This is a genomic window from Enterobacter sp. ENT02 (genome assembly GCF_019219165.1).
Lineage (GTDB): Bacteria > Pseudomonadota > Gammaproteobacteria > Enterobacterales > Enterobacteriaceae > Enterobacter > Enterobacter mori.
Map to the genome: position 1 here is coordinate 25,994 of NZ_JAHUWD010000008.1, position 17,771 is coordinate 43,764.

Here is a 17,771-nt window from a genome sequence, read left to right on the forward strand (position 1 = left end):
GATTATTCCACGATGAACAGCGGCTTACCAGTCATCTCTTCAGGGATCGGCATGCCCATCAGCGTCAACATGGTTGGCGCGATGTCGGAAAGCTTGCCGCCTTCCACTGCTTTCAGTGATTTATCACCCACATAAATCAGCGGAACAGGCAGGTTAGTGTGCGCGGTGTGTGCCTGGCCGGTCGCCGGGTCGCGCATTTGCTCCGCGTTACCGTGGTCAGCGGTGATCAGCAGCTGGCCGCCCACAGACTCAACGGCTTTTGCTACCTGCTCGACACAGTTGTCCAGCGCTTCAACTGCTTTAACCGCTGCTTCCATCACGCCGGTGTGGCCCACCATGTCACCATTCGGGTAGTTACAGATGATGGTGTCGTACTTACCGCTTTCGATGGCCGCAACCAGTTTTTCAGTCAGCTCGGCAGAGCTCATCTCTGGCTGCAGGTCGTAGGTAGCGACTTTCGGCGAGTTGATCAGAATGCGGTCTTCACCTTTGAACGGCTCTTCAACGCCGCCGTTGAAGAAGAAGGTCACGTGCGCGTATTTTTCGGTTTCAGAGATACGCAGCTGCGTTTTATCGTTCTTCGCCATCCACTCGCCGAAGGTGTTTGCCAGTGATGCTGGTGGATAAGCGCAAGGCGCTTTGATGTCTGCGGCGTATTCAGTCAGCTGGATGAAGTCCAGTTTCACCACTTTATTGCGGGCGAAACCGTCGAAGTCGCTGTTCACGAATGCGCGGGTGATTTCGCGCGCGCGGTCAGCGCGGAAGTTCATGAAGATCAGCGCGTCGCCATCTTCCATGGCGGCATCAGCCTGGCCTTCGGCGCGAATGACGGATGCTTTCACGAATTCATCGTTTTCATCGCGTGCGTAAGCGGCTTCCAGTGCTTCAACGGCGGTCGCGAACTGGAATTCACCTTTTGCCTGTGTCATCAGGTCATAGGCCTGTTCAACGCGATCCCAGCGGTTGTCGCGGTCCATCGCGTAGTAACGACCAATGATGGACGCCACGCGGCCTTTGCCCAGCGCGGCGAATTTCTCTTCGAAGGCTTGCAGAGAGCCTTTTGCGCTGCGTGGCGGCGTATCGCGGCCGTCCAGGAAAGCGTGCAGATAGATTTTTTCCGCACCGCGCTCGGCGGCCAGTTCAACCATCGCCATGATGTGATCTTCGTGGCTGTGCACGCCGCCTGCAGAGAGCAGGCCCATAATGTGCACGGCTTTACCTGCGGCAACGGCTTTATCTACCGCACCTGCGAGCGTTGGGTTGGAGAAGAAGGTGCGTTCTTTGATTTCAACGTCCAGACGCGTCAGGTCCTGATACACGATACGACCCGCGCCCAGGTTAACGTGACCGACTTCGGAGTTGCCCATCTGGCGGTCCGGCAGGCCCACTTCCAGGCCAGACGCGTCAATTAGGGTATGAGGGCGTTTCGCCCACAGTGCATCCATCACCGGCGTTTTGGCGTTGAAAATAGCGTTATCCTGGCTGTCTTCACGGTAGCCATAGCCATCCAGAATCACCAGTACCATAGGTTTTTTTGAAACCGACATTGCGACAACCTCATGCTCAAGAGACGAAAAATTTGCGTAATTTTACTACAGCTGAATCGATCAAATAGCCGCAGAAGATCAAAGAATGCGTAGGGGCAAGGCACTTCCCCGGATATTTTGAGGCTTTTTTTTCGTGGCATGCCGCAGAAAATCGATTAGCTTATTGTCGCTGGCTGTATTTGCCACAACGCACAGGTATACTCCTGTCCTGGTTTTTTTTAATCACTTAGTCGGGAGTTGTTACCCCCCATGCAAGAAATTATGCAATTCGTTAGCCGCCACCCGGTTCTGAGCATCGCGTGGATTGGCCTGCTGGTCGCTGTGCTGTTCACCACCTTTAAGGGACTGACGTCTAAAATTAAGGTGATCACCCGCGGTGAAGCGACACGTCTGATCAACAAAGAAGACGCCGTCGTCGTCGATTTGCGTCAGCGCGACGATTTCCGCAAAGGTCACATTGCAGGCTCTATTAACCTGCTGCCTGCTGAAATCAAAGCGAACAACATTGGTGAGCTGGAAAAACATAAAGCCCAGCCGATCATCGTTGTTGACGGCACCGGCATGCAGGCGCAGGAATCTGCCAACGCACTGCATAAAGCAGGCTTCGAAAACGTAACGGTACTGAAAGAAGGTATTTCCGGCTGGAGCGGGGAAAATCTTCCTTTAGTTCGCGGTAAATAAGGAGTTCAGTGATGGCCAATATTGAGATCTACACCAAAGCAACTTGCCCGTTCTGCCACCGTGCGAAAGCACTGCTGAACAGCAAAGGCGTAACGTTCCAGGAACTGCCAATCGATGGTGACGCGATTAAACGCGAAGAGATGATCCAACGCAGTGGTCGCACGACGGTTCCGCAGATTTTCATTGATGCGCAGCACATTGGTGGCTGTGATGACTTGTATGCGCTCGACGCCCGTGGTGGACTCGATCCGCTGCTGAGCTAAGAGACTTTAGGACAATTAAAAAGGGTTTTTCCATGTCAGAACAAAACAACACTGAAATGACTTTCCAGATCCAGCGCATCTACACCAAAGATGTCTCTTTCGAAGCGCCAAATGCGCCACACGTTTTCCAGAAAGATTGGCAGCCAGAGGTTAAACTTGATCTTGATACCGCATCCACCCAACTGGCGGATGATGTGTATGAAGTTGTACTGCGTGTGACCGTAACCGCATCTCTGGGCGAAGAAACGGCGTTCCTGTGTGAAGTACAGCAGGGCGGCATCTTCTCCATTGGCGGTATCGAAGGCAACCAGATGGCACATTGCCTGGGTGCATACTGCCCGAACATTCTGTTCCCGTATGCTCGCGAATGCATCACCAGCCTGGTCTCTCGCGGTACATTCCCGCAACTGAACCTTGCGCCAGTTAACTTTGATGCGCTGTTCATGAACTATCTGCAGCAGCAGGCTGGCGAAGGTGCCGAACAACATCAGGATGCCTGATGAGCACTGTTAATGCGTCAATGATTGTGATCGGTGCCGGCTCTTACGGCACCGCTCTTGCCATCACGCTGGCAAGAAATGGTCACGACGTGGTCTTGTGGGGCCACGATCCCAAACATATCGCGACGTTGCAACGCGACCGCTGCAACGTGGCGTTTCTCCCGGACGTTCCGTTCCCTGACTCCCTGCACCTGGAAAGCGACCTCGCGACCGCGCTGGCGGCCAGCCGCAACATTCTGATTGTGGTGCCGAGCCATGTGTTTGGCGAAGTACTGCGTCAGATCAAGCCGCTGATGCGCCCGGATGCACGCATTGTCTGGGCGACAAAAGGGCTGGAAGCGGAAACCGGACGCCTGCTGCAGGACGTAGCCCGCGAAGCGCTGGGCGATGATATCCCGCTTGCGGTGATTTCCGGACCGACGTTTGCCAAAGAGCTTGCTGCTGGCCTGCCGACAGCGATTTCACTGGCATCCACTGACCAGGCCTTCTCTGACGATCTCCAGCAGCTGCTGCACTGCGGCAAGAGCTTCCGCGTCTACAGTAACCCCGATTTCATCGGTGTACAGCTGGGCGGCGCAGTGAAGAACGTGATTGCCATCGGTGCCGGGATGTCCGACGGTATCGGTTTTGGTGCGAACGCACGTACTGCGCTGATCACCCGCGGTCTGACCGAGATGTCGCGCCTGGGCGCAGCGCTGGGTGCCGATCCCGCCACCTTTATGGGCATGGCGGGCCTGGGTGACCTGGTGTTGACCTGTACCGATAACCAGTCTCGTAACCGCCGCTTCGGCATGATGCTCGGTCAGGGCAGCGATGTAAAAAGTGCGCAGGAGAAGATTGGTCAGGTGGTTGAAGGCTACCGCAATACAAAGGAAGTCCGCGAGTTGGCGCACCGTTTCGGTGTCGAAATGCCAATAACCGAGGAAATTTATCAGGTATTGTATTGCGGAAAAAATGCGCGCGAGGCAGCATTGACCTTATTAGGTCGTGCGCGCAAGGACGAGCGCAGCAGTAACTAGTCGGAACCGTTGTCACCTGAATGACCCAGCCAGCGCAGAACTGGCTGGTCATTAACTATCGTCTGGAGTAAGCAATGCCGTGTGAAGAACTGGATATCGTCTGGAACAATATTAAAGCCGAAGCCCGGGCTTTGGCCGACTGCGAGCCTATGCTGGCCAGTTTCTACCACGCGACGCTACTCAAGCACGAAGACCTCGGCAGCGCCCTGAGCTATATGCTCGCCAATAAACTGGCTTCCTCCATCATGCCTGCTATCGCTATTCGTGAAGTGGTGGAAGAGGCCTATGCCGCTGACCCGGAAATGATCGCCTCTGCTGCCTGTGATATCCAGGCCGTGCGCACGCGTGACCCGGCGGTCGATAAATACTCCACGCCGCTGCTGTATCTGAAGGGCTTCCACGCGCTTCAGGCTTATCGCATCGGCCACTGGTTATGGAATGAAGGCCGCCGCGCGCTGGCTATCTTCCTGCAAAATCAGGTTTCTGTGACCTTCCAGGTGGACATTCACCCTGCGGCGAAAATTGGTCGTGGCATCATGCTCGACCACGCCACTGGCATTGTTGTCGGCGAAACGGCGGTGATTGAAGATGATGTCTCTATCCTGCAGTCGGTTACCCTGGGCGGTACCGGTAAAACCAGCGGCGATCGCCATCCGAAGATCCGTGAAGGGGTGATGATTGGCGCGGGAGCGAAGATCCTCGGTAATATCGAAGTGGGACGTGGGGCCAAAATAGGGGCGGGCTCAGTTGTGCTGCAGCCTGTACCGCCGCACACCACCGCTGCTGGCGTACCGGCGCGCATTGTCGGTAAACCGGATAGCGATAAACCGTCGATGGATATGGATCAGCACTTCAACGGTATTCATCATACGTTCGAGTATGGCGACGGCATTTAGCCTGTCGGCAGCCATTGACAAAAAAGCCCGGTGCATTGACTCACCGGGCTTTTTGTTAGTTGCGGTATAACACTTTGATAATGTGGTATCCGAACTGCGTGTGCAGGGGACCGGTTGGCTCCAGTACCGGGCAAGAGAAGACCACTTTATCGAATGCCGGAACCATCTGGCCCTGGCGGAATTCACCCAGGTCACCGCCACGTTTACCTGACGGGCAGATAGAGTGCTTCTTCGCCAGCTTGCCGAAGTCGGCGCCGTTTTTAATCTGTTCCAGAAGATCCTGTGCCAGTTTCTCTTCTTTAACAAGGATATGCAGTGCTGCTGCTGTTTTTGCCATGATCGTGCCTTGAGTCGACTAGTTTACGCTCGGTATACTACCACGCGTTTTTCCTCCTCTCCCGACTTTCATTGAGTGATCTTTTATGCGTTTAAACCCCGGACAACAACAAGCCGTCGAATTCGTCACCGGACCCTGCCTGGTGCTGGCGGGTGCAGGATCGGGCAAAACGCGAGTCATCACCAATAAGATCGCCCACCTGATCCGTGGATGCGGGTATCAGGCGCGGCACATCGCTGCCGTAACGTTTACCAACAAAGCGGCGCGCGAGATGAAAGAGCGTGTGGGGCAGACGCTGGGCCGTAAAGAGGCGCGCGGGCTGATGATCTCCACCTTCCACACGCTGGGGCTGGATATTATTAAACGCGAATACGCGGCGCTGGGGATGAAGTCCAACTTCTCGCTTTTCGATGATACTGACCAGGTGGCGCTGCTTAAAGAGCTGACGGAAGGGCTGATTGAAGATGACAAAGTCCTGCTGCAACAGCTGATCTCGACGATCTCCAACTGGAAAAACGATCTGATGACGCCAGCCCAGGCGGCAGCCAGCGCGAAAGGGGAACGGGATCGTATCTTCGCTCACTGCTATGGTCTGTACGACGCGCACATGAAAGCGTGTAACGTGCTGGATTTCGACGACCTGATCCTGCTGCCGACGTTGCTGTTGCAGCGTAATGAAGAGGTGCGCGAGCGCTGGCAGAACAAGATCCGCTACCTGCTGGTGGATGAATATCAGGACACCAACACCAGCCAGTACGAGCTGGTGAAATTGCTGGTAGGGCAACGCGCGCGTTTCACCGTGGTTGGCGACGACGATCAGTCGATCTACTCCTGGCGCGGCGCGCGTCCGCAAAACCTGGTGCTGCTGAGCAAAGATTTCCCGGCGTTGCAGGTGATTAAGCTGGAGCAGAACTACCGTTCGTCCGGTCGCATCCTGAAAGCGGCGAATATCCTGATCGCCAATAACCCACACGTGTTTGAGAAGCGTCTTTTCTCCGAGCTGGGCTACGGTACAGAGCTGAAAGTGCTCAGCGCCAACAATGAAGAACACGAAGCCGAACGCGTCACCGGTGAGCTGATTGCCCATCACTTTGTGAATAAAACGGAGTACAAGGATTACGCAATCCTTTATCGCGGTAATCACCAGTCGCGCGTGTTTGAAAAGATGCTGATGCAGAACCGTATTCCTTACAAAATTTCGGGTGGAACCTCATTCTTCTCGCGCCCGGAAATCAAAGATCTGCTGGCCTATCTGCGCGTGCTGACTAACCCGGATGATGACAGTGCCTTCCTGCGCATTGTGAATACGCCGAAACGCGAGATCGGCCCGGCGACGCTGCAAAAGCTGGGCGAGTGGGCGATGACCCGCAATAAAAGCCTGTTTACCGCCAGCTTTGACATGGGGCTAAGCCAGACGCTGACGGGACGCGGATATGACAACTTAACCCGCTTCACCCACTGGCTTGGTGAAGTACAGCGGCTGGCAGAGCGTGAGCCTGTGGCTGCCGTGCGGGACCTGATCCATGGTATCGACTACGAATCCTGGCTGTACGAAACCTCTGCCAGCCCGAAAGCGGCCGAGATGCGAATGAAAAACGTCAACCAGCTCTTTAGCTGGATGACCGAAATGCTGGAAGGCTCGGACATTGACGAGCCGATGACGCTGACCCAGGTAGTCACCCGCTTTACGCTGCGCGATATGATGGAGCGCGGTGAGAGTGAGGAAGAGGCCGACCAGGTGCAGTTGATGACCCTGCATGCGTCCAAAGGTCTGGAATTCCCGTATGTCTATCTGGTCGGTATGGAAGAGGGCTTACTGCCGCACCAGAGCAGCATTGATGAAGATAACGTCGATGAAGAGCGTCGACTGGCCTACGTGGGGATCACCCGCGCGCAGAAAGAGCTGATTTTTACCCTGTGTAAAGAGCGCAGACAGTACGGTGAACTGGTGCGCCCTGAGCCGAGCCGTTTCCTGCTGGAGCTACCTCAGGACGACCTCATCTGGGAGCAGGAACGCAAAGTCATTACCGCGGAAGAGCGCATGCACAAGGGACAGGCTAACGTGGCGAATATTCGCGCCATGCTGGCAAAAGCCAAAGAGAAGGGATAATGATGAGTAGGCCGGGTAAGGCGAAGCCGCCACCCGGCATTGTTCAGCGACTTACTTTATCTCAAGCGCCCAGTGCACGTAGCTCTGCCACTGGCACTCTTGCTCGATCAGCTCTGCCCCAAGTGGGTGATTATCCAACCAATTTTCCGGTAGCGTCAGCGTGAGCTTTTCATCGTCTGCCACCAGCGTAATTGCCGGGAGGAGATCGTCGCGGCGACGGCTGGCAAACAAAATCGCCAGACGAAGTAAACGGCACAGATGCTCGGCCACGCGCGGCGGCACCGCATTTTGCTGGTGGAGTGAAGAGAGGTCCACGGCATTGGTCTGGTTTAGCAGCAGGGTAGCGAGCAATTTTTTCTGCGCAGGGGTATAGCCCGGCAAATCAAGATTACGCACCAGCCAGGCGGCATGCAGCGGCGCTTGCTTGTACTCAACGCTCAGGCCAATTTCATGCAGCGCACAGGCACTTAGCAGCAAATCGCGACTTAATGGTTCAATATCCCAACGCTGTTTGACCTGGTCCGCAAAGAGCGACGCCAGCTGTCCCACCCGTTGCGCCTGCTCGGTATCCACAATGAAGCGGCGCTGAACGTTACGCAGCGTACGGCTGCGGATGTCCAGATCAACCGACAGATGCAGCATTCCGTAGACCAGACCTTCGCGCAGCGCGCCGCCTGCCAGGGTCATGCACTGGATGTTCAGTTCGGTGAAAATGGCGATCAGAATGGCCAGGCCGCTTGGAAAAACCAATGCACGCTCAAGCGTCAGGCCTTCAATTTCCAGCTCTTCCAGCCGACCACACTGAATAGCGCGTTGCTTCAGTTGCTGGAGTTTGGCAAGCGTGATCCGCTCGTCCATCCCCTGCGCCATCATGATTTCCTGCAACGCCTGTACGGTTCCGGACGCGCCAACACACACTTTCCAGCCGTGGTAGCGCAATTCGTCCATGACCGGACGCAGCACCTCGCGCGCGGCATTTTCAGCCTCGTCGAAGTTCTCTTGCGCGAGATTGCGGTCGGTAAAGTAGCGCTCAAGCCAGGTCACGCAGCCCATCGACAGGCTGAACAGCGACGTCGCCTGGGCGCCCGTGCCGGTGACCAGTTCAGTGCTCGCTCCGCCAATATCCACCACCAGACGGCGATCGTCACCCCCGGTGGTGTGCGCCACGCCCTGATAGATCAGACGCGCTTCTTCTTCACCGCTGATGACCTGCACCGGGCAACCGAGAATTTCCTGCGCTTTGGCAATAAAATCCACGGCATTAACCGCCAGGCGAAGCGTCGCGGTAGCGACAACGCGGATTTGGGTATGGGGTATGTCCTGCAGGCGCTCAGCAAAGAGGCGCAGACACTGCCAGCCACGTTCCATGGCTTCGGGGGAGAGGTGATTGTCGCTGCTCAGGCCCGCCGCCAGGCGGACCTTGCGCTTAATGCGCGTCAGCGTCTGTATGCTTCCCGCCACCTCGCGCACAACCAGCATATGAAAACTATTCGAACCGAGATCAATTGCCGCATATAGCGAGGTGGAACTGAGCATAATTTCTTAACCTGAACGACGACGATTACGCGGTGCGCCACCAGAACGACGCGGACCATTGCCGGAGCGTGGGCGAGTAAGACGCTTCGGCGGCGGCAGTTCGCTTAACAGCGCTTCCGGGTTGTATTTGCTCTGCGGAATAGAGTGACCGATGTAGGTCTCAATGGCTGGAAGATTCAGCGCATACTCTTCACACGCAAGGCTAATAGAGTGACCGCTTGCGCCCGCACGACCGGTACGACCGATACGGTGTACATAGTCTTCGCAGTCATCTGGCAGATCATAGTTAAAAACGTGCGTCACGGCTGGGATGTGCAGACCACGAGCGGCAACGTCGGTTGCGACCAGAATATCGAGATCGCCACGGGTAAATTCTTCAAGAATACGCAGGCGTTTTTTCTGTGCGACGTCGCCGGTCAGCAGACCAACACGGTGACCGTCTGCAGCCAGATGGCCCCAGATATCTTCACAGCGGTGTTTGGTGTTCGCAAAGATGATGGCGCGATCGGGCCATTCTTCTTCGATCAGCGTTTGCAGCAGACGCATTTTCTCTTCATTCGAAGGATAGAAGAGCTCTTCTTTAATGCGGTGACCTGTTTTCTGCTCTGGCTCCACTTCCACATACTCGGCGTTGTTCATTTGTTCGAACGCCAGTTCGCGAACGCGATAAGAAAGGGTTGCAGAGAACAGCATGTTCAGACGCTGATTCGCAGCAGGCATGCGGCGGAACAGCCAGCGGATGTCTTTAATGAAGCCCAGATCGTACATACGGTCGGCTTCATCCAGCACGACAACCTGGATGGCACCGAGGTTGATATGGTTTTGTTTGGCGTAGTCGATAAGACGGCCAGTGGTACCGATCAGGATATCCACACCGCTTTCCAGCACTTTCAGCTGCTTATCGTAGCCGTCGCCGCCATAGGCCAGGCCAAGCTTCAGGCCAGTAGCCTGCGCCAGGGGTTCAGCGTCTGCGTGGATCTGTACCGCCAGTTCTCGCGTCGGGGCCATAATAAGCGCGCGCGGCTGGTTAACTTTGCGGTCTGCAATCGCTGGATGAGACAGTAAATAATGAAACGTTGACGTTAAGAACGCCATCGTTTTGCCAGTACCGGTTTGCGCCTGCCCTGCAACATCGCGACCGGCCAGCGTAAGCGGCAGGGCGAGAGCCTGAATGGGCGTGCAGTTATGAAACCCTTTATTTTCAAGGGCTTCGATCACTTTTGGGTGCAGGGCGAAGTCGGAAAACTTCTGTTCTGTTAAATGTGTTTTGCTCATAGTGTGGTAGAATATCAGCTTACTATTGCTTTACGAAAGCGTATCCGGTGAAATAAAGTCAACCTTTAGTTGGTTAATGCGACATCAACACGTCGTTGGTGGAGACAAAACCAACGTACCAGGCTTATTCCTGTGGAGTTATATATGAGCGATAAAATTATTCACCTGACTGACGACAGTTTTGACACGGACGTGCTTAAGGCTGACGGGCTAACCCTCGTCGATTTCTGGGCTGAATGGTGTGGTCCTTGCAAAATGATCGCCCCGATTCTGGATGAAATCGCTGACGAATATCAGGGCAAACTGACCGTTGCCAAGCTGAACATCGACCAGAACCCGGGCACCGCGCCAAAATACGGTATCCGTGGCATCCCGACCCTGCTGCTGTTCAAAAACGGTGAAGTGGCAGCGACCAAAGTGGGCGCACTGTCCAAAGGTCAATTGAAAGAGTTCCTCGACGCTAATCTGGCGTAAGGTTTCTCGGCTGAGCGTCCTGAGCGCCTAAATTGTGTGGATCTCTGGACGCCCGGCTTTAGTCGTGCTAAGTTAGCTATGACTTCGTTTTAAACATATCTTGTTGTTTGAATCTTGTTTTACCCGATACTTCCCGTTGTTAACATGAACAGTGCGTGAAGTTGCTAGATTCCGGGCTTGTCACTCAATCCGTCTTGTCGTTTCAGTTCTGCGTTCTTTCCCTGTGACCAGACAGCGAACAGACATGAGTTGATGGCCGCTAAACAGGCATGGATGACCCTGCCATACCATTCACAACATTAAGTTCGAGAATCACCCCGAGTTTAAGAACCCACACCATTATGAATCTTACCGAATTAAAGAATACGCCGGTTTCTGAGCTGATCACTCTCGGCGAAAATATGGGGCTGGAAAACCAGGCTCGTATGCGCAAGCAGGACATCATTTTCGCCATCCTGAAGCAGCACGCTAAGAGTGGCGAAGATATCTTTGGCGACGGTGTGCTGGAGATATTGCAAGACGGATTTGGTTTCCTCCGCTCTGCAGACAGCTCCTACCTCGCCGGCCCTGACGACATCTACGTATCCCCTAGCCAAATCCGCCGTTTCAACCTCCGCACTGGTGACACCATTTCAGGTAAGATTCGTCCTCCAAAAGAGGGTGAACGCTACTTTGCGTTGTTGAAAGTTAACGAAGTTAACTACGACAAACCGGAAAACTCGCGCAATAAGATCCTCTTTGAGAACTTAACGCCGCTGCACGCGAACTCTCGCCTGCGCATGGAGCGTGGTAACGGTTCTACCGAAGACTTAACCGCTCGCGTTCTGGATCTGGCATCACCTATTGGTCGTGGTCAGCGTGGCCTGATTGTGGCACCGCCAAAAGCGGGTAAAACCATGCTGCTGCAGAACATCGCGCAGAGCATTGCCTACAACCACCCAGACTGCGTGCTGATGGTACTGCTGATTGACGAACGTCCGGAAGAAGTGACCGAGATGCAGCGTCTGGTTAAAGGTGAAGTGGTTGCTTCTACCTTCGACGAGCCAGCATCTCGCCACGTTCAGGTTGCTGAAATGGTTATCGAGAAGGCGAAACGCCTGGTTGAGCACAAGAAAGACGTGATCATCCTGCTCGACTCCATCACCCGTCTGGCGCGTGCGTACAACACAGTGGTGCCAGCTTCCGGTAAAGTATTGACCGGTGGTGTGGATGCCAACGCCCTGCATCGTCCGAAGCGCTTCTTCGGTGCGGCACGTAACGTAGAAGAGGGCGGCAGCCTGACCATCATTGCGACCGCGCTGATTGATACCGGCTCCAAAATGGACGAAGTTATCTACGAAGAGTTTAAAGGTACAGGCAACATGGAACTGCACCTCTCTCGTAAGATCGCTGAAAAACGCGTCTTCCCGGCTATCGACTACAACCGTTCCGGTACCCGTAAGGAAGAGTTGCTCACCACTCAGGAAGAGCTGCAGAAAATGTGGATCCTGCGCAAAATCATCCATCCAATGGGTGAAATCGACGCAATGGAGTTCCTCATCAACAAACTGGCGATGACCAAAACCAACGACGATTTCTTCGACATGATGAAACGCTCGTAACGTAAATTATCCCAGTGAACGCCACGTTTTTACGTGGCGTTTTTCATTTATGGACTATACGCTATTACCACAGACTCCCATTTTCGACCTGTCGGTGCGACAATAAGCAGGTTTAAACAGTCAAAGAAATAATTGACTGAAAAACATACAAAGGGAGTTGTGAGAGGCCACCTTTTATTCCTTCAGAGGCAGGGTGCTTCATGGTTATACTTCCGGGACTAACTTTTGTTGAGAGCAATCCATTGTGAATCTACTCACTGCAGTAACTGAGCTGATCAGTATTTTTTTATTCACAACCTGTTTTTTGTTCATTGCGCGCAAGGTAGCAAAAAGAATCGGGTTAGTGGACAAGCCGAATTTCCGTAAGCGCCATCAGGGGCTTATCCCGCTGGTGGGGGGGATTTCGGTTTACGCAGGTATCTGTTTCACGTTTGCGATCGCGGATTACTATATTCCGCATGCCGCGCTCTACCTGGCATGTGCGGGTGTCCTCGTGTTAGTCGGGGCGCTTGATGACCGATTTGATATCAGTGTGAAGTTTCGCGCGACCGTACAGGCGGCCATTGGCGTCATCATGATGGTGGTCGGTGGCCTGTATCTGAGAAGTCTGGGTTATGTTTTTGGCCCGTGGGAGCTGGTGCTGGGGCCGTTTGGTTTCTTCCTGACGCTGTTTGCCGTCTGGGCGGCAATTAACGCTTTCAACATGGTCGATGGTATTGACGGCCTGCTCGGCGGGTTGTCCTCCGTCTCGTTTGCCGCGATCGGTATTATTTTGTGGTTTGATGGTCAGTACAGTCTGTCAATGTGGTGTTTCGCCATGATTGCCGCCATCCTGCCCTATATCTTCCTCAACCTCGGTTTATTGGGGCGTCGCTATAAAGTCTTCATGGGTGATGCGGGAAGTACCTTGATTGGCTTTACCGTTATCTGGGTCTTGCTGGAAACCACACAAGGTAAAACACATCCGATTAGCCCGGTAACGGCGCTGTGGATTATTGCTATCCCGCTGATGGACATGGTGGCGATTATGTATCGCCGTCTGCGTAAAGGGATGAGTCCATTCTCCCCTGACCGTCAGCATATCCACCATCTGATCATGCGCGCCGGGTTTACGTCCCGTCAGGCTTTTGTCCTGATCACCCTCGCAGCGGCTATTCTCGCCGGTATTGGTGTGGCCGCGGAATATGCTCATTTCATCCCTGAATGGGTAATGTTGGTATTATTCTTGCTAGCATTCTTTATGTACGGTTACTGCATCAAACGCGCATGGAAAGTCGCACGATTCATTAAACGTTTAAAACGCAGGATGCGTCGGAACAGTGGCAAAAACACAACATTAACTAAGTAAAACCGGGACTATGATGACTCAACCGTTGGCGGGAGCGAAATCAGTGGTAACTGAGAATGAGCTGGATATTCGTGGTTTGTTTCGCGTGTTATGGCGGGGCAAATTCTGGATAGCGGGGATCGCGTTGGGGTTCGCTCTGTTAGCGCTGGCCTACACATTCTTTGCAAAACAAGAGTGGAGCGCGACGGCGATTACCGACAGACCAACGGTTAACATGCTCGGCGGCTTCTATTCCCAGCAGCAGTTCCTGCGTAACCTGGATATTAAAGCGAATCTCGCCACGCCGGATCAGGTTTCCGTAATGGATGAGGCCTACAAAGAGTTCGTGATGCAGCTCGCCTCGTGGGATACGCGTCGCGATTTCTGGTCGCAGACCGATTACTTCAAGCAGCGTCGGGTTGATAACACAAAAGTCGATGCCGCGCTGCTGGATGATCTCATCAACAATATCCAGTTTATGCCGGGCGATGCGCTGCGCAATGTCAGCGACAGCGTGAAGCTGATTGCCGAAACGGCGCCGGATGCGAACAACCTGCTACGTCAGTATGTAGCCTTTGCCAGCCAGCGTGCCGCCAGCCATCTCAATGATGAGCTTAAAGGTGCCTGGGCTGCGCGAACGATTCAGATGAAGGCGCAGGTGAAACGTCAGGAAGAGGTGGCGAAAGCCATTTTTGCCCGCCGTGTCCACAATATTGAGCAGGCACTTAAAATTGCGGAGCAGCACAATATCTCTCGCAGCGAAACGGATGTTCCGGCTGATGAACTGCCTGATTCCGAAATGTTCCTCCTTGGTCGTCCAATGCTCCAGGCACGTCTGGAAAATCTCCAGGCCGTTGGCCCTGATTTTGACCTCGATTACGACCAAAACCGCGCCATGCTGAACACCCTGAACGTCGGTCCAACGATGGACCCCCGTTTTCAGACGTATCGTTATTTGAGAACGCCTGAAGAACCTGTAAAACGCGATAGTCCGCGACGCGCATTCCTGATGATCATGTGGGGGATTGTGGGCGCATTGACTGGCGCTGGCGTAGCATTAATGCGTCGTCGCACAAATTAAGAACGCCGTCTACGATGAAGGCTACGGCCTTCATCGCCTAATCGAAGAGAATCGATGTGAAAGTACTAACCGTATTTGGCACCCGGCCGGAGGCCATCAAGATGGCGCCTCTGGTTCATGCGCTGGCCAGAGATCCTGATATTGAAGCAAAAGTATGCGTGACTGCCCAGCACCGGGAGATGCTCGATCAGGTCTTAACTCTCTTTTCTATCGTCCCGGATTACGATCTCAATATTATGAAACCGGGGCAGGGGTTGACGGAGATCACCTGCCGTATTCTGCAAGAATTGAAGCCTATTCTGGAATCCTTCAAACCTGATGTGGTGCTGGTTCATGGTGACACCACGACCACCGTGGCGACCAGTCTGGCCGCATTCTATCAGCGTATTCCCGTTGGTCATGTTGAAGCGGGCCTGCGTACGGGCAACCTTTACTCGCCCTGGCCGGAAGAGGCCAACCGCACGCTTACCGGACATCTGGCGATGTACCACTTTGCGCCAACTGAAAACTCGCGTCAGAACCTGCTGCGGGAAAATATTGCCGACAATAAGATCTTTGTCACCGGGAATACGGTTATCGATGCGCTGATCTGGGTACGTGACCGCGTGCTGGCGAACACCGATCTGCAGGCAGAACTCGCTGCGCGCTATCCTTTCCTGCATAACGGCAAGAAAACGATCCTGGTGACGGGCCACCGTCGCGAAAGTTTTGGTCGCGGCTTTGAGCAAATCTGCCACGCACTGGCGGAGATTGCCGCGCAGAATGAAGATGTGCAGATTGTCTATCCGGTACACCTCAATCCTAACGTCAGCGAGCCGGTGAACCGTATTCTGGGTCATGTGGATAATGTCCTTCTGATCGAACCGCAGGACTACATGCCATTCGTCTGGCTGATGAATCACGCCTGGCTGATCCTCACCGATTCCGGCGGGATTCAGGAAGAAGCGCCGTCTCTCGGCAAACCGGTGCTGGTCATGCGTGAAACCACCGAGCGCCCGGAAGCGGTAAAAGCGGGCACGGTACGTCTGGTGGGCACGGATATGCGCCGCATCGTCGACGAGGTGACGCGCCTGCTGCACGATGAAGAAGAGTATCAGGCGATGAGCCGCGCCCATAACCCGTATGGTGATGGGCAGTCTTGTGGTCGTATTTTGCATGCACTTAAACACAATCGGGTAACGCTATGAGTTTTACTACCATCTCTGTCGTGGGTCTTGGCTACATTGGACTGCCTACTGCGGCGGCCTTTGCCTCTCGTCAAAAGCAGGTTGTAGGCGTCGACATCAATGCGCGCGCGGTGGACACCATTAACCGTGGCGAAATTCATATTGTGGAGCCCGATCTCGACCTCGTGGTGAAAAAGGCAGTCGACGGAGGATTCCTGCGCGCCAGCACCACGCCGGTCGACGCCGATGCCTTTCTGATTGCGGTTCCGACGCCATTTAAAGGCGATCATGAGCCCGATATGGTTTACGTTGAGGCGGCAGCAAAATCTATCGCGCCTGTGTTGAAAAAAGGGGCGCTGGTGATCCTCGAGTCCACGTCTCCGGTGGGCGCTACCGAGCAGATGGCCCAGTGGCTGGCAGAATCCCGTCCAGATTTAACCTTCCCACAGCAGGCGGGTGAGCAGGCCGATATTAATATTGCCTACTGTCCGGAGCGTGTGCTGCCGGGTCAGGTCATGGTCGAGCTGATTAAAAACGACCGCGTGATTGGCGGCATGACGCCGGTATGTTCCGCGCGCGCCAGCGAGTTGTATAAGATTTTCCTTGAAGGCGAATGCGTGGTGACCAACTCCCGCACCGCCGAGATGTGCAAACTGACCGAAAACAGCTTCCGCGACGTTAACATCGCTTTTGCGAATGAACTGTCACTGATTTGTGCCGATCAGGGGATTAACGTCTGGGAGCTGATTAGCCTTGCGAATCGCCATCCACGCGTCAACATTCTCCAGCCGGGTCCGGGCGTGGGCGGTCACTGCATCGCCGTCGATCCCTGGTTTATCGTGGCGCAAAACCCCGATCAGGCGCGCCTGATCCGCACCGCGCGTGAAGTCAACGACAGCAAACCTCACTGGGTACTCAATCAGGTAAAAGCGACGGTGGCGGATTGTCTGGCTGAAAGCGGCAAGCGCGCCAGCGAGCTGAAAATTGCCTGCTTTGGCCTGGCCTTTAAACCGAACATTGACGATCTGCGCGAAAGCCCGGCGATGGAAATTGCTGAGATGATCGCAGGATGGCACAGCGGTGAGACGCTTGTGGTTGAGCCGAATATCCATGAGCTGCCAGCGAAGCTGGCGGGCCATTGTACGCTGACCGCGCTAAACGATGCGTTGGCGACGGCGGATGTGCTGGTGCTGCTGGTGGATCACAAAGCGTTCAAAGCGATCCCCGGTAAGACCATATCTCAGAAGTACGTGGTTGATACCAAAGGCGTGTGGCGTTGAGTCAACTCAACGGCGTGCTGGAATCCCTTGAGTGGGAAAGCACTTTTTTTGCCCGGCCTTCGGCGATTGTTCGTCTGCGTGACGATGCGCCTGCTTTGCAGGCGTCCGACTTCGCGGCCTGGCCGCGCGTGCAGGCGAAGATCCCGGCGGGCCGTGCCGATCTGCTGGATGCGCTGCAGCAACATGGTTTTCAACTGGTCGAAGGCGAGGTTGATCTCTCCATAACGGTTTCCCGCCACCCGTCGGCAGGCGCAGAAATTGCAGCAGAGCAGGACATTCCCGCGCTGCGCCAGATGGCGGCGCAGGCCTTTGCCCAAAGCCGCTTTCGTGCTCCCTGGTATAAGCCTGAAGACAGCAGCCGTTTTTATGCTCAGTGGATTGAAAATGCGGTAAAAGGCACGTTCGACCACGTGTGTCTGGTTTTCCGCGCGGTGGATGGACAGATTCAGGGCTTTGTTTCCCTGCGTAAGGTAAATGCGCAGGACGCGCGTATCGGCTTACTCGCCGGACGCGGCATGGGTAAGAAACTCATGCATGCCGCGCTGCACTGGGCTGAGCAGGAACAGTTATCGACGCTGCGGGTGGCGACCCAGATGGGCAACACCGCCGCGCTTAAACGTTATATTGCGAGTGGGGCCAACGTCGACGCCACCGCTTACTGGTTATACAGGTGACATG

The 17,771-nt window shown here is 54.6% G+C and carries 17 protein-coding genes; 13 read left to right on the plus strand and 4 right to left on the minus strand.

Annotated elements, in window-relative coordinates; genetic code table 11:
- Nucleotides 1–2: 2 nt before the first annotated feature.
- Nucleotides 3–1,547, minus strand: a complete 1,545-nt coding sequence (gene gpmM / locus KW829_RS19510; RefSeq protein ID WP_218308873.1) for a 2,3-bisphosphoglycerate-independent phosphoglycerate mutase — start codon at nucleotides 1,545–1,547, stop codon at nucleotides 3–5.
- A 249-nt stretch (nucleotides 1,548–1,796) separates the two neighbouring features.
- On the opposite strand from gpmM, the gene KW829_RS19515 reads away from it, so the two are divergent.
- From KW829_RS19515 to cysE, 5 genes are all read left to right on the plus strand, one after another.
- Complete coding sequence (locus tag KW829_RS19515) at nucleotides 1,797–2,228, plus strand: rhodanese-like domain-containing protein (protein WP_010426372.1); 432 nt, start codon at nucleotides 1,797–1,799, stop codon at nucleotides 2,226–2,228.
- A gap of 11 nt (nucleotides 2,229–2,239) precedes the next feature.
- Complete coding sequence (gene grxC / locus KW829_RS19520; protein ID WP_010426371.1) at nucleotides 2,240–2,491, plus strand: glutaredoxin 3; 252 nt, start codon at nucleotides 2,240–2,242, stop codon at nucleotides 2,489–2,491.
- A 32-nt stretch (nucleotides 2,492–2,523) separates the two neighbouring features.
- The gene (secB, locus tag KW829_RS19525; RefSeq protein WP_003860835.1) at nucleotides 2,524–2,991 is read left to right on the plus strand and encodes a protein-export chaperone SecB; all 468 of its coding nucleotides are present in this window, start codon (nucleotides 2,524–2,526) and stop codon (nucleotides 2,989–2,991) included.
- Nucleotides 2,991–4,010 carry an NAD(P)H-dependent glycerol-3-phosphate dehydrogenase gene (gene gpsA / locus KW829_RS19530; RefSeq protein ID WP_010426366.1) on the plus strand — a complete coding sequence of 340 codons (1,020 nt, stop codon included), beginning with the start codon at nucleotides 2,991–2,993 and terminating at the stop codon, nucleotides 4,008–4,010. The genes secB and gpsA overlap by 1 nt, the downstream gene beginning before the upstream one ends.
- Before the next feature lie 74 nt (nucleotides 4,011–4,084).
- A complete protein-coding gene (cysE, locus tag KW829_RS19535; protein WP_010426365.1) occupies nucleotides 4,085–4,906 on the plus strand; it encodes a serine O-acetyltransferase in 822 nt (273 codons plus the stop codon).
- A gap of 55 nt (nucleotides 4,907–4,961) precedes the next feature.
- Here cysE and ppiC read toward each other — a convergent pair whose 3' ends face one another.
- Nucleotides 4,962–5,243, minus strand: coding sequence for a peptidylprolyl isomerase PpiC (ppiC, locus tag KW829_RS19540; RefSeq protein WP_006812396.1), 282 nt, complete (start codon nucleotides 5,241–5,243; stop codon nucleotides 4,962–4,964).
- An 85-nt stretch (nucleotides 5,244–5,328) separates the two neighbouring features.
- Between ppiC and rep the strand changes: the two genes are divergently transcribed.
- On the plus strand, nucleotides 5,329–7,353 hold the full coding sequence (gene rep / locus KW829_RS19545) for a DNA helicase Rep (RefSeq protein WP_042717736.1): 2,025 nt from the start codon (nucleotides 5,329–5,331) through the stop codon (nucleotides 7,351–7,353).
- A 51-nt stretch (nucleotides 7,354–7,404) separates the two neighbouring features.
- Here the strand turns inward: rep and gppA are convergent, their stop codons facing one another.
- Nucleotides 7,405–8,889, minus strand: a complete 1,485-nt coding sequence (gppA, locus tag KW829_RS19550; protein WP_182946174.1) for a guanosine-5'-triphosphate,3'-diphosphate diphosphatase — start codon at nucleotides 8,887–8,889, stop codon at nucleotides 7,405–7,407.
- Between the two features lie 6 nt (nucleotides 8,890–8,895).
- Complete coding sequence (gene rhlB, locus KW829_RS19555; RefSeq protein ID WP_010426359.1) at nucleotides 8,896–10,164, minus strand: ATP-dependent RNA helicase RhlB; 1,269 nt, start codon at nucleotides 10,162–10,164, stop codon at nucleotides 8,896–8,898.
- A gap of 144 nt (nucleotides 10,165–10,308) precedes the next feature.
- On the opposite strand from rhlB, the gene trxA reads away from it, so the two are divergent.
- The 7 genes from trxA to rffC all read left to right on the plus strand — a co-directional run bounded on the left by trxA (nucleotide 10,309) and on the right by rffC (nucleotide 17,767).
- A complete protein-coding gene (trxA, locus tag KW829_RS19560; RefSeq protein WP_004386384.1) occupies nucleotides 10,309–10,638 on the plus strand; it encodes a thioredoxin TrxA in 330 nt (109 codons plus the stop codon).
- 341 nt (nucleotides 10,639–10,979) lie between these two features.
- Nucleotides 10,980–12,239: a transcription termination factor Rho gene (rho, locus tag KW829_RS19565; protein WP_001054528.1), complete on the plus strand. Its 1,260-nt coding sequence runs from the start codon at nucleotides 10,980–10,982 to the stop codon at nucleotides 12,237–12,239.
- A 244-nt stretch (nucleotides 12,240–12,483) separates the two neighbouring features.
- Nucleotides 12,484–13,587 carry a UDP-N-acetylglucosamine--undecaprenyl-phosphate N-acetylglucosaminephosphotransferase gene (wecA, locus tag KW829_RS19570; RefSeq protein WP_218308874.1) on the plus strand — a complete coding sequence of 368 codons (1,104 nt, stop codon included), beginning with the start codon at nucleotides 12,484–12,486 and terminating at the stop codon, nucleotides 13,585–13,587.
- Nucleotides 13,588–13,600: 13 nt separating this feature from the next.
- Nucleotides 13,601–14,647 (plus strand): ECA polysaccharide chain length modulation protein, encoded by a 1,047-nt coding sequence (wzzE, locus tag KW829_RS19575; RefSeq protein ID WP_042717725.1) that lies wholly within the window; start codon nucleotides 13,601–13,603, stop codon nucleotides 14,645–14,647.
- A gap of 56 nt (nucleotides 14,648–14,703) precedes the next feature.
- Nucleotides 14,704–15,834, plus strand: a complete 1,131-nt coding sequence (wecB, locus tag KW829_RS19580) for a non-hydrolyzing UDP-N-acetylglucosamine 2-epimerase (RefSeq protein ID WP_010426343.1) — start codon at nucleotides 14,704–14,706, stop codon at nucleotides 15,832–15,834.
- Entirely contained in the window at nucleotides 15,831–17,093 is a 1,263-nt protein-coding gene (gene wecC / locus KW829_RS19585) for a UDP-N-acetyl-D-mannosamine dehydrogenase (protein WP_218308875.1), read from the plus strand. Before wecB ends, wecC begins: the two co-directional genes overlap by 4 nt.
- Nucleotides 17,090–17,767: a dTDP-4-amino-4,6-dideoxy-D-galactose acyltransferase gene (gene rffC, locus KW829_RS19590; RefSeq protein ID WP_218308876.1), complete on the plus strand. Its 678-nt coding sequence runs from the start codon at nucleotides 17,090–17,092 to the stop codon at nucleotides 17,765–17,767. Before wecC ends, rffC begins: the two co-directional genes overlap by 4 nt.
- Nucleotides 17,768–17,771 lie beyond the last annotated feature (4 nt).